The sequence below is a fragment of the Streptomyces sp. TG1A-60 genome (assembly GCF_037201975.1).
Taxonomy (GTDB): Bacteria; Actinomycetota; Actinomycetes; order Streptomycetales; family Streptomycetaceae; genus Streptomyces.
Window position 1 is genome coordinate 2,968,061 of sequence record NZ_CP147520.1, and the last position, 21,424, is coordinate 2,989,484.

18 protein-coding genes and 1 pseudogene are annotated in these 21,424 nt (G+C 70.8%); 10 read left to right on the top strand and 9 right to left on the bottom strand.

Annotated features, from left to right (window positions below; translation table 11 throughout):
* Window positions 1-13: 13 nt before the first annotated feature.
* A complete protein-coding gene (locus WBG99_RS12265; RefSeq protein ID WP_338896365.1) occupies window positions 14-2,056 on the bottom strand; it encodes a thioredoxin domain-containing protein in 2,043 nt (680 codons plus the stop codon).
* 272 nt (window positions 2,057-2,328) lie between these two features.
* Between WBG99_RS12265 and WBG99_RS12270 the strand changes: the two genes are divergently transcribed.
* Window positions 2,329-5,613, top strand: a complete 3,285-nt coding sequence (locus WBG99_RS12270) for a tetratricopeptide repeat protein (RefSeq protein WP_338896366.1) — start codon at window positions 2,329-2,331, stop codon at window positions 5,611-5,613.
* Between the two features lie 86 nt (window positions 5,614-5,699).
* On the opposite strand, the gene WBG99_RS12275 is transcribed toward WBG99_RS12270, so the two are convergent.
* Entirely contained in the window at window positions 5,700-6,365 is a 666-nt protein-coding gene (locus WBG99_RS12275; RefSeq protein WP_338896367.1) for a maleylpyruvate isomerase family mycothiol-dependent enzyme, read from the bottom strand.
* A 280-nt stretch (window positions 6,366-6,645) separates the two neighbouring features.
* Between WBG99_RS12275 and WBG99_RS12280 the strand changes: the two genes are divergently transcribed.
* On the top strand, window positions 6,646-7,134 hold the full coding sequence (locus WBG99_RS12280) for a GNAT family N-acetyltransferase (protein ID WP_338896368.1): 489 nt from the start codon (window positions 6,646-6,648) through the stop codon (window positions 7,132-7,134).
* 734 nt (window positions 7,135-7,868) lie between these two features.
* Here the strand turns inward: WBG99_RS12280 and WBG99_RS12285 are convergent.
* On the bottom strand, window positions 7,869-8,108 hold the full coding sequence (locus WBG99_RS12285) for a hypothetical protein (protein WP_338896369.1): 240 nt from the start codon (window positions 8,106-8,108) through the stop codon (window positions 7,869-7,871).
* 21 nt (window positions 8,109-8,129) lie between these two features.
* Window positions 8,130-8,981, bottom strand: coding sequence for a mycothiol conjugate amidase Mca (gene mca, locus WBG99_RS12290; RefSeq protein WP_338900311.1), 852 nt, complete (start codon window positions 8,979-8,981; stop codon window positions 8,130-8,132).
* Between the two features lie 249 nt (window positions 8,982-9,230).
* Between mca and WBG99_RS12295 the strand changes: the two genes are divergently transcribed.
* Window positions 9,231-9,629: a DUF4307 domain-containing protein gene (locus WBG99_RS12295; protein ID WP_338896370.1), complete on the top strand. Its 399-nt coding sequence runs from the start codon at window positions 9,231-9,233 to the stop codon at window positions 9,627-9,629.
* 215 nt (window positions 9,630-9,844) lie between these two features.
* A pseudogene (greA, locus tag WBG99_RS12300) lies at window positions 9,845-10,344 on the top strand (transcription elongation factor GreA).
* An 83-nt stretch (window positions 10,345-10,427) separates the two neighbouring features.
* Here the strand turns inward: greA and ilvA are convergent.
* Window positions 10,428-11,657, bottom strand: a complete 1,230-nt coding sequence (gene ilvA / locus WBG99_RS12305; RefSeq protein ID WP_338896371.1) for a threonine ammonia-lyase — start codon at window positions 11,655-11,657, stop codon at window positions 10,428-10,430.
* 164 nt (window positions 11,658-11,821) lie between these two features.
* Here ilvA and WBG99_RS12310 point away from each other — a divergent pair, with 164 nt between their 5' ends.
* From WBG99_RS12310 to WBG99_RS12320, 3 genes are all read left to right on the top strand, one after another.
* The gene (locus WBG99_RS12310; RefSeq protein WP_338900312.1) at window positions 11,822-12,316 is read left to right on the top strand and encodes a MarR family transcriptional regulator; all 495 of its coding nucleotides are present in this window, start codon (window positions 11,822-11,824) and stop codon (window positions 12,314-12,316) included.
* Window positions 12,317-12,435: 119 nt separating this feature from the next.
* On the top strand, window positions 12,436-12,924 hold the full coding sequence (locus tag WBG99_RS12315; protein ID WP_338896372.1) for a sigma factor-like helix-turn-helix DNA-binding protein: 489 nt from the start codon (window positions 12,436-12,438) through the stop codon (window positions 12,922-12,924).
* The gene (locus WBG99_RS12320; RefSeq protein WP_338896373.1) at window positions 12,921-13,169 is read left to right on the top strand and encodes a hypothetical protein; all 249 of its coding nucleotides are present in this window, start codon (window positions 12,921-12,923) and stop codon (window positions 13,167-13,169) included. Before WBG99_RS12315 ends, WBG99_RS12320 begins: the two co-directional genes overlap by 4 nt.
* A 233-nt stretch (window positions 13,170-13,402) precedes the next feature.
* Here the strand turns inward: WBG99_RS12320 and WBG99_RS12325 are convergent, their stop codons facing one another.
* Entirely contained in the window at window positions 13,403-14,557 is a 1,155-nt protein-coding gene (locus tag WBG99_RS12325; protein WP_338896374.1) for a cystathionine gamma-synthase, read from the bottom strand.
* 129 nt (window positions 14,558-14,686) lie between these two features.
* Here WBG99_RS12325 and WBG99_RS12330 point away from each other — a divergent pair, with 129 nt between their 5' ends.
* Complete coding sequence (locus WBG99_RS12330) at window positions 14,687-15,805, top strand: hypothetical protein (RefSeq protein ID WP_338896375.1); 1,119 nt, start codon at window positions 14,687-14,689, stop codon at window positions 15,803-15,805.
* A 254-nt stretch (window positions 15,806-16,059) separates the two neighbouring features.
* Window positions 16,060-16,725: a peptide-methionine (S)-S-oxide reductase MsrA gene (gene msrA, locus WBG99_RS12335; protein WP_338896376.1), complete on the top strand. Its 666-nt coding sequence runs from the start codon at window positions 16,060-16,062 to the stop codon at window positions 16,723-16,725.
* Between the two features lie 357 nt (window positions 16,726-17,082).
* On the opposite strand, the gene WBG99_RS12340 is transcribed toward msrA, so the two are convergent.
* Complete coding sequence (locus WBG99_RS12340; protein WP_338896377.1) at window positions 17,083-18,126, bottom strand: NAD(P)-dependent alcohol dehydrogenase; 1,044 nt, start codon at window positions 18,124-18,126, stop codon at window positions 17,083-17,085.
* A gap of 171 nt (window positions 18,127-18,297) precedes the next feature.
* On the opposite strand from WBG99_RS12340, the gene WBG99_RS12345 reads away from it, so the two are divergent.
* Complete coding sequence (locus WBG99_RS12345) at window positions 18,298-19,233, top strand: helix-turn-helix transcriptional regulator (RefSeq protein ID WP_338896378.1); 936 nt, start codon at window positions 18,298-18,300, stop codon at window positions 19,231-19,233.
* Between the two features lie 351 nt (window positions 19,234-19,584).
* Here the strand turns inward: WBG99_RS12345 and WBG99_RS12350 are convergent, their stop codons facing one another.
* Both WBG99_RS12350 and WBG99_RS12355 read right to left on the bottom strand, forming a co-directional pair.
* Window positions 19,585-20,838, bottom strand: coding sequence for an Ig-like domain-containing protein (locus WBG99_RS12350; protein WP_338896379.1), 1,254 nt, complete (start codon window positions 20,836-20,838; stop codon window positions 19,585-19,587).
* Between the two features lie 235 nt (window positions 20,839-21,073).
* Complete coding sequence (locus WBG99_RS12355; RefSeq protein WP_338896380.1) at window positions 21,074-21,418, bottom strand: hypothetical protein; 345 nt, start codon at window positions 21,416-21,418, stop codon at window positions 21,074-21,076.
* Between the last annotated feature and the right edge of the window lie 6 nt (window positions 21,419-21,424).

The following is a 21,424-nucleotide window of genomic DNA, read 5'->3' on the forward strand; positions in this document are numbered from 1 at the left end:
CAGGTCGTGCTGGTCAGTCGGTTGCCACCGTTCCGAGGGCCGTGCGCAGCAGTTCGAGGTCCGTCGTGGGCGCGTCGCAGGTGAAGTCACGGCAGACGTACGCGGCCGGTTCCCCGCCGACGAGCGGCCGGTCGGCGAGCAGCGGCAGCTCGTCACCGCCCGGGGCCCCCGCGGCCACCACCGCGCCCGGCGCGGTGCCCAGCAGCGCCGTCCGGTGCAGCGCCTTCGTCCCCGGATGCTCCTCCGGTCCGACGACCGCCACCTCACGCGGCCCGTCGAGCAGCGCCTCCGCCGTGGCCAGTCCCCACCCGAGGAACCTCGGCGCCCGTGGCCCCAACGCCTTCACCACGCCCAACGCCCGCTCGGCGGCGGTCCGATGGGGCTCGGACCCGGTGTGCGCGGCATAGCTCAGCAGCGCCCCCGCCGCCGCGCTCCACCCGGACGGCGTGGCGTTGTCGGTCGGGTCCTGGGGCCGCCGGATGAGCTTCTCCGCGTCGGCGGCGGTGTCGTAGAGCGCCCCGGACTCCTCGTCCACGAACCGCGCGAGCACATGGTCGAGCAGGAACCCCGCGAACTCCAGCCACACCCCCTCCCCCGTGACCGACGCCAGCGACAGGAACCCCTCCGCGACGTCCGCGTAGTCCTCCAGCACCCCCGCGTTGGCCCCGGCGCGCCCGTCCTTGCTCGTCCGCGTGAGCCGCGCCTTCTCATCCAGGTGCAGTCGTACGAGCAGGTCGGCGGCGGTGAGCGCGGCGTCCACCAGATCGGGGCGGTCGAAGTAGGCGCCGGTCTCGGCGAGCGCGGCGACGGCGAGCCCGTTCCAGGCGGCCACCACCTTGTCGTCGCGGCCGGGGGCGGGACGCCGCGCGCGGGCCGCGTTCAGCCGCTCCCTGACCGACGCGATCCGCTCGGCGTCGAACACGCCCTCGTGCTGCGGGAGCCGGAGAACCGACGCTCCCTCCTCGAAGGTGCCCTCCTCCGTGACCCCGAAGTAGTGCGCGGCGAGCCGGCCGTCCTCCTCCCCGAGCACCTCCGTCAGCTGCTCCGGCGTCCACACGTAGTAGGCGCCCTCGACATGCCTTCCGGTCCCGTCGTCGCTGTCGGCGTCCAGCGCGGACGCGAACCCGCCCTCGGCCGTCCGCAGTTCACGGACCATGAAGTCGGCCGTCTCCAGCGCCACCCGCCGGGCGAGCTCGGAGCCGGTGGCCCGCCACAGGTGGGCGTAGACCCGGCACAGCAGGGCGTTGTCGTACAGCATCTTCTCGAAGTGGGGTACGACCCAGTCGCGGTCGACGGAGTAGCGGGCGAAGCCGCCGCCGAGCTGGTCGTAGATGCCGCCGCGGGCCATGCGCTCGCAGGTGTCCCGTGCCATCTGGAGCGCGCCCTCGGAGCCGGTGCGCGCCACGTGCCGCAGCAGGAACTCGATCACCATCGACGGCGGGAACTTGGGCGCCCCGCCGAACCCGCCGCGCGCCTCGTCGTACTCCCGGGTGAGCCCGAGCAGCGCCTGCGCGAGCTCGTCCTCACCGGGCACGTCGACGGCCGCGAACCTCAGCTCCCGCCCGGCCAGGTCCCGCACGATCTTTCCGGCGACCTCGGCGACCTCGTCCCGCCGGTCCGCCCAAGCCGCCCGTACGCCATCCAAAACCTGCCGGAAGGACGGCATCCCGTGGCGGGGCTCCGGCGGGAAGTACGTGCCGAAGTAGAAGGGCTCGCCGTCGGGCGTCAGGAACACGGTCATCGGCCAGCCGCCCTGTCCGGTGGCCGCCTGCACCGCCTCCATGTACACGGCGTCGACGTCCGGCCGCTCTTCACGGTCCACCTTGACGGAAACGAAGTGCTCGTTCATGTACGCAGCGGCGTCGTCATCCTCGAACGACTCGTGCGCCATGACATGGCACCAGTGGCAACTTGAATAGCCGACGCTGAGCAGCACAGGCGCCCCTCGCCGCCGCGCCTCCTCGAACGCCTCGACCGACCAGGGCCACCAGTCCACCGGGTTGTCGGCGTGCTGCAGAAGGTAGGGGGACGTCTCGTGGGCCAGTCGGTTCGCCATGGGGTCCATCATGGCGCAGTACCCGGGAGGCACCGCTCAGCACGCGCGCCGCTGTGTCGACTGCGGCTCCGCCGCGTGGGCGCGACAAGCCACGACGGCGTGGCGGTCGGCGACGGACCCCCGCCCGCCACGGCGATACCTGCCCCGTCCCCACGGCGACACCCGACCCGGGACCCGGCCAAGCCCGGCGCAGCGAGATCGCCCTCTCGCCTACACGGACTACGCGGCCCACACTGGCCGGAGGCAACCGTTTCGGCGAAGGGGGACGTGGGATGCGGGACAGCCACCGGGGGGAGGCCGAACGGCTGTTGGTGCGGGCGGTCGAGGAGGAGGTCCGTAGGTCGGGTGGGCGCACCGATGGAGTCGTCCTGCTGGGCCGGGCCCGCGCGGCACTGGACACGATGGCCCGGAGCGCGGCCGAGGAGTACGAGGCGTACACCCGTGCACTGGACGAGTCCGAGGCCGGCCGCCTCACGTTCGGCCAGCGCTACGCGAAGGAGGGCTCCGGAACTCCCCTGCTGGTGGCGGCCGTCGCGGCCGGCACCGCCGTGGTGGCCGACCTCTCCTTCGGCGTCGACGCCGGCACGGCTGTGAGCACCGGCGTGATCGTCGGCGTCGCCGGCGCGGTGGCGACGGTCCTGAAGGTGACCGCCGCCCACCTCCCCGCCGCCCACCACCACGCGGGCGCCCTGGGCCAGCCCGGCGGCCCCGAGCAGCTGCGGCTGCAGTGGCTGACGGCGCTGGAGGTGCGCGGGATACGGCCGTTCCTGGACCAGCAGCGCGTCCTCGCCGCGTCCACGGCGAAGAAGAAGGCGCCCCGGCTGCGCGGCGCCGACAAGAGCGCGGCGGCGCGGCGGCGCAATGTGCTGGAGCAGTCGTTCGCCCAACTCCCGGAAGCCAACGACCGGTTCGCCGGTCGGCGGGTGGAGATGGGGAGAATCCGCCAGTGGGTGCAGGCCGCCCGCGCGGAGGCCGAGACCCGGCCGACGGTCGTCGTGCTGCACGGCGCGCCCGGCTCCGGCCGTACCGCCCTCGCCGTGCGCGCGGCGCACGAGCTGCGGGACTACTTCAGGGGCGCGTGTGTGGTCGATCTGCGCGCCGACAGCCCGGAGGAGCCGCCGCTGTCCACCCGGGACGCGCTGATGCATCTGCTGAATCGTCTCGGCGCACCGCGCGACCAGCTCCTCTTCCGTGAGCGTACATCCCAGGACCAGCAGGTCAAGCGGCTGAGCGAGCTGTACCACCAGCACCTGACGGGCCTGGCGGTGACGATCGTCCTGGACGACGCCTCCGACCCCGACCAGGTCCGCACCCTCGTCCCCGAACGCTCCGACAGCCTCCTCCTGGTCACCGCCCGCTCCCCTCTCGACCTCCCCGCCGACCTACCAGCCTGGGTCCACCAGCTCCCCGTCGAGGCGCTCGACGGAGACGGCGTGCGGGAACTGTTGAGCATGGCGGCCCAGGACGGCTCGATGCCGGCGGCGGGGGTGCCTGCGGAGGCAGCGGGAGGAGAGGGAGGAGCGTCCGCCGAAGTGGCTTCGGGCGGGGCGCCCGCCGCCTCGTACGACACCGAAGCCGTCGCCCGGATAGGGCAGTTGTGCGGCGGTCTGCCGCTCGCCCTGTGTGTCGCGGGCTCGTCCCTGGGCCCGCGTACACCCGGAGAGCTGGCCGCGGATTTGAGCGCGTACGGCCCCGTCGAGCCGGTGGAGCGGGCCCTGTGGCTGCGCTACACCGACCAGTCGGAGCCCTCCCGCCGACTGCTGCGCCGGCTGGCCCTGGCCGGTCGGGCGTCGCTGGGGGCGGCAGCCGCCGCCTCCCTCCTGGCGACCGACGAGACGGAGGCGACCCGGCACCTCACCGCGCTCGCCCGCGCGGGCCTGATCGACCACGTCCACGGCAACCGCTACCGGCTGCACGACCTGGTCCGCGCCTTCGCCCAGGCCCGCCTCCTCGACGAGGAGGAGCCGAGCGAGCGCACGGCCGCGCAGGAACGCCTGATCGTCACCTACGCCGACCTCGCCGACTCGGTCCTCCGCCTGGTCGACGGCAACATGTCGACCCGCTCCGACCGCTTCGGCTCGCACGGCTTCGTGTCCCTGGACGAGGCGCTGCGCTGGCTGGACGACGAGACGAGCTTCATCACCTCCACGCTCCGGCACGCGGAGGGCGTGAACCAGGCGGCGGTCCTCAGCCTCCTGGGCGCCCTGTGCGACTACTGCCTGCTGCGCGGCGACCTCTACCGCCTCGGTGAGCTGAGCGAACTGGCCCAGTCGGTGGACCAAGGGCTGCTGACGCGCTCGGTCCAGTGGCGTACGGGGATCGCGGCCCGTCAGCTGGGCGAGCTGGACAAGGCGCGCTCGACGCTCGCCTCGGTCGTCGACCTCTACATGGAGACGAAGCACGACGCGGGCGCCGCCCGTGCCCTGTGCTCCCTCGGCATCACGCTCCATCACCAGGGCAATCTGACCGAGGCGGCGGAGAAGCTGCTGGAGGCCCTCCAGCTCCAGTCGGTCCCCCGGCTGGCGGCGGACCGCGCCTGGACCATGCACGCGCTGGCGGCGGTGGAACGCGACCGCGCCCACCTCGCCGACGCCATGGACCTCCTCACCCGCGCCCTGGTCGTCCACCGTCAGCAGGAGTCCTTGCACGGCGAGGGCTGGGCGCACTACCAGCTGGGCCAGCTGCTGCTGCGTATGGGCGACGTACCGCGCGCGGAGACCGAGCTGCGCTCCGCCCTGGACCTCTTCGGCCGCACCCGCGACCCGCGCGGCCAGGCCTGGTCCATGACCCAGCTCGCCCGCGCCGGTCTTCTCGCCGGCGATCCCTCCGCCGCAGTGGACGGCCTCCGCCAGGCGCTCTCCCGGCACCGCGACAACGAGGACGCCCGCGGTGAGGCCTGGACCGGCTACTACCTGGGCCAGGCCGTGGAGGAGACGGGCAACCTGGACCAGGCGGTCCGTGAACTGGAACGCTCACGCACGATGTTCTCCCGTATGCGCGACGTCTACGGCCTCGCCTGCGCCCGCCACCACTCCGCCCGCGTCACCCGCGACCAGCGAGCGGTCCAGACCGGCTCCTTGCGGAACTCCGGATTCGCCCGGCAGCTCCTCGTCGACGCCCGCGCCGACTTCCAGCGCATCGGCGTCGCCCACGGCGAGGCCTGGACCTGTCTGGAGCTGGCCGTCGTGGACGCCGGCAACAACCGCACCCCCCAGGCCCTCGCCCTCGTCGAAGAGGCCGCCCGGCTCTTCACGTCCTACGGGGACCGCCGAGGCGAGGACTGGGCCCGCTTCCTGCGGTGCACGCTCCTGCCCTACGCGGCCCCCGGCGGCGTGGAGATCGGCACGGCCGTCGCCCAGGAGGAACTCGCCCATCTCTCCCGCACCGCCCACCCTTTGCGCGACGGGAAACTCACCGAGTACGTGGAGGCGTATCAGCTGCTGCTGGAGCGCGGAGTGAACCTGGAGGCCGGCTGGCGCGCCTGGACCCTCGGCATGGTCCCGAACCGGCACGCGCGGGAGGTGATGGGGGTGCCGGTGACGGGCGGGCAAGGGTGAGCGGAGCCAACGCAGAGGCATCCCGCCCGGAAGCCGCCTTTGAATCACGGCGTACCGGCGGGCCGGGCCCGGCTGACTCAGCGCAGTCACGCCATCCCGCACCGCCTGCGGAGAAGCTCGACGCCGTCACCTTCGAGGTCGTCGCAGTACGTCGAACGCCCGGTCATCGCCATCACCAGGGCCAAGGTGGCACCGGAGACGAGCTGCCCGGAACCGGTGGTGAAGGGACCGTCATTCGCGACGAGTCTCAGGCCACCGATGCGTCCCTTGGCCACGACCACGAGGTCCGATCCCTGGTAGTACTCGGCCACCAGCGTGACCACCTCAATCGGGTACTCGTGGCGGATGCCCAGCGGGCGCCGGATGTCTTCTCCGTGCACGATCGTCTCGCCGAGCATGGCTATGGCAGGGAGGGGAGGCTTGGTGGTGCTCGGGACCAAGCGCCGGAATCTCTCCAGCGTCTCGGCCGGGGTGGCGCCCAGCTGCTCGGCCAGCCGCATGGCCACCTGCTTGTCGAAGTCGAACCGACAGCGGATCACACCCGCCAGCCAGCGCACGGAGTTGAGGCTCGCCGCCACGGTGAGATGCGCCAGCACCTCACGCACCGTCAATTCGGTGCACAACGACCGTGTTGCCCACTGCTCGTCAGTCAGGTCTGCGAGATCAGCCGCCAGCGCCGCTCGCTCAGCGTGGATCAGGGGCCAAACCCCAGCCGTCCGGCTGTGGTCTGCTGTCAGTTTCGGATCAGTCATGCGGCAGCGTCTCCTGTCACGGGTAGTGCTCTGCGTTGCACCTTGGCCGGAACAGGTGGCGTCCGGCAGGGGCGTTCAAGGAGAAGACCCTTGCCCCGGAGCAAAGTCATCGCCCGTGAGTGAACTGTTCTGAGGGCACCCGACCCCAGACCTCATACACATCGGCTGCAACCGCAGCCGAGTCGCCGGGTCCATCAGCTTCTGCCCCGGAAACTGCCACCTTCAGATCACGCTGCGAAGTGAGGGGCTGAGGGCGGTTGGGTTGCGTACAGTCCTCCCCATGCCCGAGTTACAACTGCTCCGTCCGGACCACGCGCCCGCGCTTCTTGCCTTCGAGCGGGAGAACCGGGCCTACTTCGCCGCGTCCATCCCTGACCGAGGCGAGGACTACTTCGCTCGGTTCGACGAGCGGCATCGTGCCCTGCTTGCCGAGCAGGAGGCTGGGGTCTGCTGGTTCCATGTGCTGGTCGGCGCCGACGCCGAGGTGCTGGGGCGGGTCAACCTCGTGGATGTGGCGGATGGCAGCGCCGAACTCGGGTATCGGATTGCAGAGCGTGCCGCAGGCCGGGGGCTGGCCACTTGGGCCGTGCGGAAGCTGTGCGATCTTGCCGCCGACGGGTACGGGCTGACCGTCCTGCGAGCCGCGACCACCCTCGACAACGCGGCGTCGCGGGCCGTGCTGGCCCGCGTCGGGTTCACCGTCGTCGGCGAGACACAGCTCTCCGGTCGCCCCGGCCTTTCGTATTCTCGCAATCTTGCGGCTTCTTAGCCGGCGGTGGTCGGCGGTCTGCATGCCGATGCTGGCCGTGGCGCACCCGGAGCAGAAAGGCTGAGGCGGCGAATGCTCTGCACCTCGGCGACCGGCCCGCTTATCGCGCTGCCCACGCCGAACGCGGGCACCTCGCCGAGAGCGCTGGGGCAATCGCCACCGCCGCCTGCCAGACGGCGCACGCGGTCATGGCGGCGCGGGGAGAGTGGGTTGCCAACGAGAAAAGGCTGCTCGACCGCGCGGGGCTGCGAAGCATCGACCGCGTCCTGGCCAACCTGGCTCCCCAGCCACAAGCACTCACCCATGCCATCGACGAAACGGCATCCCTGCTGAAGTGGGCCGTCGAAACGTCGTGACAGCAGCCCTGATCTCCGCTTGACGGCAGCAGCCGAGCTCTTCCGGGGCTGTCGGCTTCGGCACTGGAGCCTTCCGCCTCGCCTCCCGAACCTGCGGCTTCACCCCACACGGCCGGGGCGAGGGCTGACGCCCTCGCCCCGGCCCAGGGCACGCGGTCCTGCAGGGTCTGCGCGGGACCACTGCCATCAGGTCGCCATCGGGCGCGACACCGAACGTGTTCCCACCGCTGCCGTCAGAAGGCCTGTCGCCAACGGCAGTCAATCCGCTGAGCAGGGACCACATCAGCTGAGATTTCCGGTTTCCCCACGTCTCAACAGATCTGGTCGTCGCAGGTCACAGGACTGGTCCGAGACCAGATCATTTGAGACGGGACACGCTCAGCCCTTCGCCGGCGTCGTCTTCCCGCCCGTATCCGTCGTCGTCTCCTCGACGGATGCGTCGGGCGTCTCCTTGAAGTCGACCTTGCCCATGTGCTTGTTCATGGACTTCATCAGACCCCAGACCGCCAGGGCCATCACCGCGAAGACGATGAAGCCGAGGACACCGGGGGTGACCTTGTCCTTGTCCAGCTCCTTGGCGAGGGGGACGAGGTGTGTGACTGCCAGGCTTACGCTCATGCCTGGCATTGTCCCCCAGGGCTAGCGGATGCCCGCAAACAGGTCGTCCTCGGGGAGCGAGGTGCCCACCAGGGACTTGACGAGCTCGTACTCCTCGGTGGGCCAGACCTCCTTCTGGAGCTCCAGCGGCACCCGGAACCAGCCGCCGTCGGGGTCGATCTGCGTGGCGTGGGCGATGAGGGCCTTGTCACGGATCTCGAAGAACTCGGCGCACGGGATGTGCGTGGTGAGCGTGCGGTCCTTGTGCTCGGACTCGTCCCAGCGCTTGAGCCAGTCACCGTACGGGGACTCCAGGCCGCGCGCCACCAGGGCGTTGTGCAGCGCCTCGGTGCGGGGGCGGTTGAAGCCCTGGTTGTAGTACAGCTTCTGCGGCTGGTACACCGGGCCGTACTCGGCCTCGGGGTACTTCTCGGTGTCCGCCGCGCCCTCGAAGGCCACCATCGAGATCTTGTGGGTCATGATGTGGTCGGGGTGGGGGTACCCGCCGTTCTCGTCGTAGGTGGTGATCACCTGGGGGCGGAACGCGCGGATCTTCCTGACCAGCTCGCCGGCCGCCTCGTCGACGTCCTCCAGGGCGAAGCAGCCGTCGGGAAGGGGTGGGAGGGGGTCGCCCTCCGGAAGGCCCGAGTCGACGAAGCCGAGCCACTCCTGCTCGACGCCGAGGATCTCGCGGGCTTCGTCCATCTCCTTCTTGCGCACCTCGTGGATGTGCTCCTCGACGTACTTGTCGCCCTGCAGTTTCGGATTGAGGATGGAGCCGCGCTCCCCGCCCGTGCAGGTCACGACCAGCACGTCCACCCCCTCGGACACGTACTTCGCCATGGTGGCCGCACCCTTGCTCGACTCGTCGTCGGGGTGTGCGTGCACGGCCATCAGTCGCAGCTGGTCGGTCAAGACTCATTCCCTCGTAGGTCGGCGCCCTGCCTGAACTTCGGTGACTCGGCCCGGCGCGATCCGGTGGGCCCCATACTGCCGCCCCCCTCGGACACCCGGCCGGGGCGGCCGTCAGGCGCTGGGCTGGAGGCTTCTATAGTGACGGCATCGGGAGGCGGGATATTCCCGGTCCAGAGCCTGGACGCCCCTTCCGGGAGGAGACACCCGGCCCCTTTCGAGAGGACGACCATGAGCACGGCGAGCAGTCAGCTGCCCGAGGGCCGCTACGGCCGCTCCGCCGACGAGCGTGCCGACCGCAGGCTCAAGGCCGTCGGCGCCGTCCTGGGCGCCGCCCTCCTCGTCCTCATCGGCTGGTTCGCCCACCACTACGTCGCCGGGAACCGGATCAGCGTCGAGATCTACACCTTCGACACCTCGGCCTCCTCGGTGAAGGTGCACCTCAGGGGCGACAAGGACGCCGGGGTCGAGGGCTACTGCACCGTCCGCTCCCAGGCCGAGGACGGCGCCGAGGTCGGCCGCGCCGACTTCCGCTTCGGCGCCGACACCACCGGCATCGACAAGGTCGTCACTCTCCGTACGGCGTCCCGGGGCACCACCGCCGAGCTGGTGGGCTGTCACGCCGACTGAGCGGCGACGGGGCGGCGACTGAGCGCCGGACGAGGCACCGGCCCGGGTCCGGCTCTCCGTAACACGGCCCTGACCTGCGTCGACGTAATGCTTGTGGTTTATGTCCTCCCGCTTCCGCCACTGAATTGTTAGGCTCGTGGTTTCGCCCACTCATGAAGGACCACTCTTCTGGGTAGGGCGATGCTTTGTATTCCCAGTACCTACGAGGAGCACCTGTGACCCAGACCAGCGAGAACGTCACCTGGCTGACCCAGGAGGCGTACAACCAGCTCAGGGCCGAGCTGGAGTACCTGTCTGGTCCTGCGCGTACGGAGATCGCCGCGAAGATCGCGGCCGCGCGCGAGGAGGGCGACCTGCGTGAGAACGGCGGGTACCACGCGGCCAAGGAGGAGCAGGGCAAGCAGGAGCTCCGGGTGCGCCAGCTGACCCAGCTCCTGGAGAACGCCAAGGTCGGCGAGGCGCCGGCGTCGGCGGACGGCGCGGTGGCACCCGGCATGGTCGTGACGATCGCCTTCGACGGCGACGAGGACGACACGGTCACCTTCCTGCTCGCCTCCCGGGAGTACGCCAGTTCCGACATCGAGACCTACTCCCCCAGTCCCCGCTGGGCTCGGGTGTGATCGGCAAGAAGGTCGGCCAGGACGCCGAGTACGAGCTGCCGAACGGCAAGTTCGCCTCGGTGAGGATCCTCAAGGCCGAGCCCTACCGGAGCTGAGCGGCGACCCGCCCTCGCCTCAGCGATGCCCCCGGCACCCTCGCGGAGCCGGGGGCACCGTCATGCCGAAGCGGGCATCGGCCTCAGTCGATGACGGTGTAGCCCGCCTCGCGGAGGGCGAGGTTGACCTCGGCGCAGTGCGTCGGGCCCCTGGTCTCCAGGTGCAGTTCGACCTCCACCTCGGTGAGCCCGAGCCGGGGGTCGGTCCGGACATGGCTCACGTCGAGGACGTTGGCGTCGACCGCTGACAGCACCCCGAGGAGCGTCGCGAGGGCGCCCGGGCGGTCGGTCAGGCGGAGGCGGACCTGAAGGTAGCGGCCCCCGGCGGCCATGCCGTGGCGCAGGATGCGCTGCATCAGCAGCGGGTCGACGTTGCCGCCCGACAGCACCGCGACGACCGGGCCCTCGAAGGCCTTCGGGTCGCGCAGCAGGGCCGCGACGGGGCTGGCGCCGGCCGGTTCCACGACCAGTTTGGCCCGCTCCAGGCAGAGCAGGAGGGCGCTGGAGAGGTTGTACTCCGAGACCGTACGGACCTCGTCCACCAGGTCGGCGACGATTCCGAACGGCACGTCGCCCGGCCGTCCGACCTTGATGCCGTCGGCCATCGTCGCCGGGTTCTCCACGGCCACCGGCCGCCCGGCGGCGAGCGAGGGCGGGTACGCCGCCGCGCCCTCCGCCTGGACACCGATGAGGCGTACGTCCGGCCGCAGCGACTTCACCGCGACCGCGATGCCCGCCGCGAGCCCGCCCCCGCCGATGCCGACGACGATCGTGCGCACCTCGGGGCACTGGTCCAGGATCTCCAGGCCGACCGTGCCCTGGCCCGCGATGACGTCACGGTGGTCGAAGGGGTGGATGAACACCGCGCCCGTCCGGGCCGCGTACTCCTGGGCCGCGGTCAGTGTCTCGTCGACCACCGTGCCGTGCAGGCGCACCTCGGCGCCGTACTCCTCGGTCGCGCTGATCTTCGGCAGCGGGGCGCCCTTCGGCATGAAGACCGTGGAGCGCACACCGAGGAGCGAGGAGGCGAGGGCGACGCCCTGGGCGTGGTTGCCCGCACTCGCGGCGACGACGCCGGCGGCGCGCTCCTCGGGCAGCAGGCCCGCGATACGGACGTACGCGCCGCGCAGCTTGAAGGAGCCCGTCCGCTGGAGGTTCTCGCACTTGAGGTGCACCGGGGCGCCGACGAGCTGCGACAGATGCCTGCTGCCTTCCATTGCGGTGACACGTGAGACGCCCGTAAGCATCTTCTGGGCACCTCGCACGTCGTCGAGCGTCACCCGTGGAAAGGAGTCGGCCGTGCTGTAGCTCATGAACACCAGTCTCGCAGTTCACAGTGGCGGAACGCGGGTGTGATCAAGGGCCGGGTCGGGTTTCGACGGGGCCGGTACACCTTGCGCCCGGTCCGCGTACTCTGTCCCCCAACCCAGCGCCTCACGCACGAATTGAGCCTTTGGTCATGCCCACAACACCTGAAATGTCGATGGAGATGACGACCGTCGGTGACGACGGTCTTCTCGACACGCTGCAGCACGAGGTCGCGGTCTTCGCACGCCGTGCCGAACAGACCCGGCTCGGCGGCGTCGGGCAGGTGCGCAACTCCATGGACCGTGCCGCGTACCTGCTGCTCAACCGCCTCGACAAGGAAGGTCCGATGGGCGTCAAGGCACTCGCGGCGAGCATGGGGATCGACTCCTCGACGGTCACCCGTCAGGTGGCGCCGCTCGTGGACACCGGTCTCGTCAAGCGCACCTCGCACCCGGAGGACGGCCGCGCGGTGGTGCTTCAGCTGTCGCCGCGCGGGCTGTCCCGCCTGGAGGAGGTACGTTCCTCCAGGCGCCGGTTGATGGCCGAGCTGACCGAGGAGTGGGCCCCCGGGGAGCGCGAGGTGTTCTGCTCCCTCCTGACGCGCTTCAACACCGCGCTCTCCGCCCGCATGGCCGCCGCTCCGGAGGCACCGTCCCCGTCCTGACTCTTGACCGCGCACCCTCTTCTGGCCTCATATGAGACCGGGCCCACGTCGTACGCGGCGGACGGATCCGTAACGGCCGGGCCCGTTCCCCTCACGTTCGGCCTCAGGCGGGAGGCGCGGTGCGAGAACGGCATGCGGTCCGGGGCGCCCGCCGGGACCGGGAGTTCGAGGCGTTCGTCGCGGGTGCGGCGGGGCGGCTGACGCGGACCGCCACCCTGCTCACGGCGGAGCCGCCGAACGCCAACCCGCGCGCGCGGCGGCTGCTGACCCACGCCCTCGCCCACACCTACGCCACCTGGGACCGGCTGCGCGGCGAGGACCCCTACGACCGAACCCGTCAGCACCTGGCCGTCCGCTTCGCGCGCGGTGCCTGGCACCACCACGGTCTCTTCCGCCCCGAGCCCGGCGGTGTACTGGGCGGCCTCAGCCCTCAGGAGCGCCTGATCCTCGTCCTCAGGCTCTACGAGGGTGTCGCCGAGGAACAGACCGCGGCGCTTCTCGGGCTGCCCGCCGAACGCGTACGGGCGATCTGTGCGCGCGCGATGGCGACCGTCCTGCATCCCCCGCGCGAGGCCGCGCCCGGGGTGGCGGAGGTGGCACCGTCATGAGTCTGCGGGACCGGGAGGCGGCCGTGCGGCGGATCCTGGAGCGGACGCCGCCCGAGGTGCCGCCCGGCCTGTGCGGTGACGCGGTGCGGCGCGGCGGGCGCATGCTGCGGCGCCGGACGGCGGCCCGCCGGGTGATGTGGCTGGTGCTGCTGGCCGCCGTGGTGGCGTTCCTGGTGTGGGCGTCGACGGCCCGCCCCTGGGTGGAGCCGCCGTCGGAGACGACTCCACCGCTGACGGGCTGGTGACCCGGGTCACGCACGCCGCGGACCGGGTCCGGCGCCGCCTCCCGGGACAGAACAGCTGGTGCCGCGGCAGGCGACGTCCGCCCGCGAATGAGCGGCGTCCGGTGCGTGCTCTCGGTGGGCCGGCCGGAAGGCGTCATCCGCCCGAAGCGCCTGGGCGTACTCGGGCTTTTCGGCCGGTGCGGCGGGAGGGCGTGCCGGGCGTCGCGACGGGGCGGACGTCGCCTGCCTCGGCGCTAGCCCAGGGCCTGCTGGAGGTCCGCCAGGAGGTCGTCGACGTTCTCGATGCCCACGGAGAGGCGTACGAGGTCGGCGGGGACCTCCAGGGCGGAGCCGGCCACGGAGGCGTGCGTCATGCGTCCCGGGTGCTCGATCAGGGACTCGACACCGCCCAGGGACTCACCGAGGGTGAACACCTTCGCGCGGTCGCAGACCTCGACGGCCGCCTCCTCGCCGCCGGTTACCCGGAACGACACCATGCCGCCGAACGCCTTCATCTGCTTGGCGGCGACCTCGTGCCCGGGGTGCTCGGGCAGGCCCGGGTAGAGCACGCTGGACACGCGCGGGTGCCGGGTGAGCATGTCGGCGACCTTGGTGGCGTTCTCGCTGTGCCGGTCCATGCGGACGGCGAGCGTCTTGGTGCCGCGCAGCACCAGCCAGGAGTCGAAGGGCCCGGCGACCGCGCCCATCGCGTTCTGGTGGTACGCCAGTTCCTCGCCCAGCTCCTGGTCGCCGACGATCAGGGCGCCGCCGACGACGTCGGAGTGGCCGCCCATGTACTTGGTGAGCGAGTGCACGACGACGTCCGCGCCGAGCGAGAGCGGCTGCTGGAGGTAGGGGGTGGCGAAGGTGTTGTCGACGACCAGCTTCGCGCCGGCCTCGCGGGCGACCTGGGCGACGGCCGGGATGTCGGTGATGCCGAGCAGCGGGTTGGAGGGGGTCTCCACCCAGACGGCCTTCGTCTTCGGGGTGATGGCGGCCCGTACGGCCGTGGGGTCGCCGGTGTCGGCGACGGACCAGTCCACGCCCCACCGGGAGACGACCTTCGCGAAGAGGCGGAACGTGCCGCCGTAGGCGTCGTTCGGGATGACCACGTGGTCGCCGGGGCTGAGCAGCGTACGCAGCAGGCAGTCCTCGGCGGCCAGCCCCGACGCGAACGCGAGGCCGCGCCGGCCGCCCTCCAGGGCGGCGAGGTTCTCCTCCAGGGCGGTGCGGGTGGGGTTGGCGCTGCGGCTGTACTCGTAGCCGCCGCGCAGGCCTCCTACGCCGTCCTGCTTGTAGGTCGAGACCTGGTAGATCGGCGGGACGACCGCGCCGGTGAGGGGATCCGCGGTGTTGCCCGCGTGGATCGCGAGGGTCTCGAAGTGCTGGCTGGTGTGGGTGTCGCTCATAGGGATCGAGCCTAAGGGGTCCTTGCGCCCGGTGGCCGCGCCGAGTGCCGGGGGGCCTGCCGGCTCAGGAAGAACAGTGGCCTCCGACCGGGTTGGGCGATTGTCGGTGGCGTCTGGAACCCTTGTCTCATGGAGATTCTCTGGGCCCTGATGGCGATGCTCATGATCGGGTTCGTGATGTGGCCGATCGTGGCGCGTCGGCGGGCCGGCATTCAGCAGGTGGAGGCGGGGCACCCGGACGCCGCGGACCCGGCGGACTACGGGTTCGTGCGGCAGGAGCTGCTGGACGTGCGGATGCCGGGTCCGGACCAGGATCTGCTGGACGTGCTGGACGTGGTGCAGCGTTCGCAGGACTACCGGGCGGCGAAGCAGCTGCTGGCCGGTACGGAGGCGGCCGGAGAGGTCCGGTGGCAGCGGGTGCAGGCGTTCGCGGGCGCGGCGGCGCTGGAGCTGGCGCAGCGGCCCGGCGGGGCGGGCGAGTCGCCGGGCGGGCAGTGGCTGCGGGTGTGGCGCGCGGAGGCGCCCAAGGACGCGGGCGGCGCGGCGGTGCACGCGGAGTTCCTGGTGCAGCAGGCGTGGCGGACGTCGACGCCGGGCACGGACGACTTCCGGATCATCATGGAGGAGGCCAGATCGGCGTGCGGCGACGCGGCGCTGCTGGCCCCGGGCGACCCGGTCCCGTACATCATCGAGCTGTCGGTGGCGCGTGGACTGGGGTACCCCCGTGAGGAGTTCGAGCAGCTCTGGCTGAAGATCCTGGACCGGAACCCGGCGCACATGGGAGCGCATCTGGCCGCCCTGCACTACTGGTGCGAGAAGTGGCACGGCTCGCGGGAGCTGGCCCACTCCTTCGCCGAGGCCGCCGCGGCCCGCGCGCCGCAGGGGTCGCTCCTCGCGGCCATGCCGCTCTTCGCGGTCCTCGAGCACCTGCCCGAGGTGAACCTGGTGCGGGGCTTCTACGAGAGCGAGGTCGTCACCAAGGCGGTCCACGGCGCCCTGTTCGCGGTGCACGCGGCACGCCCCGACGACCCGATGCTGGCGCACGTCCGCCATCTGCTGGTCTTCTTCCTGGTCCGCAGTGAACGCTGGACCGAGGCCATGCACCAGCTCGTCCACGTCGACGGCCACGTCGGCGCCCTCCCCTGGACCCTCACCTCCGACCCGGCCTCGGACTACGCGCTCTACCGCGCTCTGGCGGTGGCGGGGTACGAGGCCAACGGGGGGAACCCGGCCGCGCTGCCGCACTGAGACAAGCTGGTCGGCGGGTACGTCGACGCACTGCCGTGGCGGTACCGGGGCGGCGGCGAGGCGACGGCCGAGTCCTACCGCCGTATCCGCAGCTCCTGCGCACAGGTGGTGGCGGCAGCCGCGACGGACTGAGAGGCGTGAGCGACAGCGGAATGCGGGCGGTACCTGGAACGTTCTCCAGGTACCGCCCGCCCGTTGCGCCCCGCAGGCCTACAAGCCCCAAGCCCCCCAAGCCCCAAGAAGTAGGAGTCCCGATGCTCTTCGGCCGCACGCCCCAGCTGCCCACCCCCGAGCAGGCGCTGCGTGGCCGCGCCGAGCCGCCGTTCACGGCCCCGGACCGCCACACCGTCCTCGGCACCCCGCTCCTCGGCCCGTACCCCGAGCACCTGGAGACCGCCGACTTCGGCCTCGGCTGCTTCTGGGGCGCCGAGCGTACGTTCTGGCAGCTCCCGGCAGGCGTGTGGACGACCCTCGTCGGCTACCAGGGCGGCTACACGGAGAACCCCACCTACGAAGAGGTCTGCTCCGGCCTGACGGGCCACACCGAGGCCGTCCGAGTCGTCCACGACCCCTCCCTGATCTCCTACGAGCGCCTCCTCCAGGTCTTCTGGGAGTCCCACAACCCCACGCAGGGCTACCGCCAGGGCAACGACGTCGGCACGCAGTACCGCTCCGCCGTCTACACCCACACCCCGGCCCAGGCCGCAGCCGCCGAAGCCTCCCGCGAGGCCTACCAGAAGGTCCTCACCACCGCCGGCCACGGCGACATCACCACCGAGATCCTCCCGGCCGAGGGCCGCCCCTTCTACCCTGCCGAGGCGCACCACCAGCAGTACCTGGACAAGAACCCGGCGGGCTACTGCGGCATCGGCGGCACGGGGGTGTCCTGCCCGATCGGCGTGGCCAGGGCCGATGGCTGAGCCACTGTCGCCGGAAGCCGCGGCGACTCTGCGGGCGCTGCTGACCGGCCCGGATCCGGTGAGCGGCGCCCTGCTGGCAGATTCCACACACGCGGGTGGTGGGCAGGTGTGGCTGCGGCTGTGCGACGGTCGATCTGGAGGATCGTACGGCGGCACCGCCTGCGCCGTCGCAGGACAATCCGGCCGTGGACGCCGGGTACGACGCTCCGCACTCGGCCGGTGTCATGCCATCGCGCAGGACACCGGCGATGCGCCGGGCGGCCACAGGTCAAACCGGCCCTGGAGCACCAGGCCGTGGCCCCACGCCCCTGAGAAGGCGGGGGCGAGTGCTCCCCGCCGTCGTCAGACGGTCGTCGGTCAGATCGTCGCCGTGTCGATCACGAACCGGTAGCGGACATCGCTCGCCAGCACCCGCTCGTACGCCTCGTTGATCTGGTCCGCGCGGATGAGTTCGATCTCTGCGCCGAGGCCGTGCGCGGCGCAGAAGTCGAGCATCTCCTGGGTTTCCCGGATGCCGCCGATGCCGGAGCCCGCGAGGGTCTTGCGGCCGGCGATGAGGGAGAAGAGGTTGAGGGCGACGGGCTCCTCGGGGCCGCCGACGTTCACGAAGGTGCCGTCCGTCTTCAGCAGGGACAGGTAGAGGTCCAGGTTCAGCGGGGCCGAGACCGTCGAGAGGATCAGGTCGAAGGAGCCGCGCAGTTCCTCGAAGGTCGCCTCGTCGCTGGTCGCGTAGTAGTGGCTCGCGCCCAGCCTGAGGCCGTCGTCCTTCTTTCGGAGGGACTGGGAGAGGACCGTCACCTCGGCGCCGAGGGCGGCGGCGAGCTTCACGCCCATGTGGCCGAGGCCCCCGAGACCGACGACGGCGACCTTCCTGCCCGGCCCGACGTTCCAGTGCCTGAGCGGGGAGTACGTGGTGATGCCGGCGCACAGCAGGGGCGCGGCCTCGTCGAGGGATATGCCGTCGGGGACGCGTACGGTGAATGCCTCGTCGACGACGATCTTCTCCGCGTAGCCGCCGTAGGTGGGCTCGCCGTCCTTTCCGATGGCGTTGTACGTGCCGACGTTGCCCTTGAGGCAGTACTGCTCCAGGCCCGCCTCGCAGTTCTCGCACGCACGGCAGGAGTCGACCATGCAGCCGACGCCGACGTTGTCGCCGACGGTGAACTTGGTGACGCCGGAACCGACGGCCTCGACGACACCGGCGATCTCGTGGCCCGGGACCATCGGGAAGATCGCCTCACCCCAGCCCTCGCGGGCCTGGTGGATGTCGGAGTGACAGATACCGGCGTACTTGATGTCGATCAGAACATCGAACTCACCGACTTCACGGCGCTCGATGGTGGTGCGCTCCAGCGGGGCCTTGGCGGCGGGGGCAGCGTAGGCGGCAACAGTGGTGGTCATGCCGGGGTTCTCCTGATCGTCGTCCGTGGTCCGGCCTGCCTTCCGGCCGGGCACGGCCATGAGCCTGCCCGAAGTCCCAGGGTTCACCCAGGTCCCGGTCCGGCCTACGTCCGCTGGTCCTACCACTGACGGGATCAGGCTCAGGGGCGTACAGCCGTGAATACTTGCCGTATGGACGAACAGCCCGAAGCCGTACAGAGGCCGCCGTCGCTCGGCGAGGCCGGAGGTGCCGGGGCCCTGGACCGGCGTGCCGAGCTCAGCGAGTTCCTGCGTTCCCGGCGGGCCCGGCTGAAGCCGGAGGACGTGGGGCTGCCGGCCTTCGGGCGGCAGCGCCGGGTACCCGGGCTGCGCCGCGAGGAACTGGCGCAGCTCGCGGGGGTGTCGGTGGCGTACTACACGCGGCTGGAGCAGGGCAACGGGCGCAATGTGTCGGCGGAGGTGCTCGACGCCATCGCGCGCGCCCTCCGGCTGAACGACGCCGAGCACGCCCATCTCACGCACCTCGCGAAGCCGAAGTCCCACAAGAAGAAGCGGTCGGCCCGTCCGCAGCAGGTGCGGGGGGCGCTGCGGCAGCTGATCGACGCGCTGGACGGCGTCCCGGCGTACGTCACGGGCCGCCGCTCGGACATCCTCGTCTGGAACCGGATGGCGGCGGCGGTGTTCGGGGACTGGTCGGAGCTGCCGGCGCAGGAACGGAACTGGGCGCGGCTGGTGTTCCTGCGGCCCGCCTACCGGGATCTGTATGTCGACTGGGACCAGAAGGCGGCCGACATCGTCAGCCATCTGCGGATGGACGCGGGCTGCCATCCGGACGACCCGCTGCTGTCGGCGTTGGTGGGCGAGTTGTCGGTGAAGAGCGAGGAGTTCCGGCGACTGTGGGCGACCCACGACGTGAAGGAGAAGAGCCACGGGCTGAAGCGCATGCGCCACCCCCTGGTCGGTGACCTCACCCTCTCCTTCGAGACGCTCCGCCTGCCCGACGACCAGGAACAGGCCCTGATCACCTACCACGCCGAACCCGGCTCCCCGTCCGCCGACGCCCTGCGGCTGCTGGCGAGCTGGGGCACGGACGCGTCCCGCTCGGGCTCGGTCACGCCCCGGCTCTAGAAGTGCCCTGAAGATCTTGTAAATCGCACCCGGCTTGCACCCATTCACGCCGATTGACATCTACCGGCGATCCGGGGCGAGCCGGGCGGCCGGAGCAAGATCTTCATCGGCCTTCCAGTGTGACCACTTGCCCACGCTCGGAATTTCTGGCGCGGCACACCAGCCGGGGCATGACGGGCTGAAGATCCCGCTTCGCCCGCCAGGTGACGGTCAGGTCTGCCCCCAGACCGTACAGGGGTTCGGGTAGGTGCCTGATGAAAATCCTGTGCGCAGACCTGTGAACACCGATGCCGCCCCCCGGGGGCGGCATCGGTGTTCACAGCTGACGGTGGATCGGAGGCGACGGGCGGGTCAGACCGCCGAGCCGGCCTTCCAGTCGGCCCAGCTCAGGTTCCAGCCGTTGAGACCGTTGTCGGGGGCGACCGTCCTGTCGCCGGTGTTCTCGACGACCACGACGTCACCGACGATCGAGTTGCTGTAGAACCACGCGCCCTCGGTGCCGGGGTCGTCGGCGCCCTTGGTGTCGTTCAGACCGACACAGCCGTGGCTGGTGTTGACGTTGCCGAAGACGGAGTCGGCGCCCCAGTAGTTGCCGTGGATGAACGTCCCGGAGGTGGTGAGGCGGATGGCGTGGGGCACGTCCTTGATGTCGTACTCGCCCTCGCCGTCGTCGTCGGTGAAGCCCACGGTCGCGCCGTTCATGCGCGTCTCCTTGAACTTCTCCGACATCACCATGATGCCTTCGTAGGTCTTGTTCTCGGGCGAACCGGCGGATATCGGGATGGTCTTGACGACCTTGCCGTCCTGCATGACCTTCATCTGCTTGGTCTTGGCGTCGACGACCGAGATCTGGTTGCGGCCGATCTTGAAGGACACCGTCTTCTGCTGCACACCGTAGACACCCTCGGCGCCCTCGACCCCGTCGAGCGCGAGCTTCAGGGTGACGGTGGAGCCCTCCTGCCAGTAGTCCTCGGGACGGAAGTCGAGGCGGTTGGTGTTGAACCAGTGCCCGACGACCTCCTGGCCGGAGCTGGTGGAGACGGTGATCCCCTTCTGGACGGCGACCTTGTCGGTGATCGCCTTGTCGAAGTTGATCGAGACCGGCATGCCCACGCCGACGGTGGAGCCGTCCTCGGGCGTGAAGTTGCCGATGAAGCTGTTGGCGGGCGAGACCGTGGTGAACGCCGCGTTCTCGTGGGCCTTACGGCCCTCGGAGTCCTGGGCGGTGGCGGTGATCTTGTAGTTGGTGGACCGCTCCAGCTGCACGCTCGGCGCCCAGCTCTTCTTGTCCGCGGATATCTCGCCCTCGACGGCGGTCCCCTCGGAGGTGGTCATCTTCACCTCCGTGAGCGTGCCCTTGCTCACGGTGACCTTGGCCGAGTTGTTGATGGAGGCGTTGTCGGAGCCGTCCTTCGGGGTGATCTTGATGTCGGCCTCGGAGGTCTTCCTGGCCGCCGCCTCGTCGACCTTGGCCTGCGAGGAGTCCCCGCCGTCGTTCCCGGACGCGTTGTCGCCGCCGCCTCCGCTGCACGCAGAGAGCACCAGCACCCCGCCGAGCAGTGCGGACGCGACCGACAGGCCCCTGCGCCGCCTACTGTTCGTCATCACACGCTTCTCCATCGTTGCCGAATCCCCAAAACCCCGAAGATCCCCGTGAGCACTTAAACACCACCACGGCACCGAGCCGTTCCGCCCGGCGCGGATATGTGGGATACGCCACTCCACCGGCATCGGATCGACAGCGACCCGGCGGCGGCGCACACGTGACTGATGCTCCCCGTGAGACGACAGAACCCCGGGCGGCGGTTGCCACCCGGGGCCAGTGAATCTCCCGAGCCGCTCAGCCGAGGCCGTCTTCCTCTTCGTCCTCCCGGTCATCATCCTCGTCCAGGTCCCACTCCGGCGAATCGGGGTCGTAGTCGATGCCCTCGCTGCTCCACGAGGCCTGGGCGAGTTCGACCCCGGGCACCTCGCCGACCAGGTCGAACGGGTCGACCAGGTAGGCGAGCGCCTCCGCCGTGTCCTTCGTCACCGCACTCTCGGCGTGTACCCGCTCGCCGTTCGGCATATCGGAGTCGTCCGCGATCCGCCGCAGAGCGGCGCCCGTGACGGCCTCCACGTTCTCGACCTCCACCACCAACTCGACCCGAAGCCGGACAAACTGTGATGTCTCAGTTGCGCTCATGCTCCG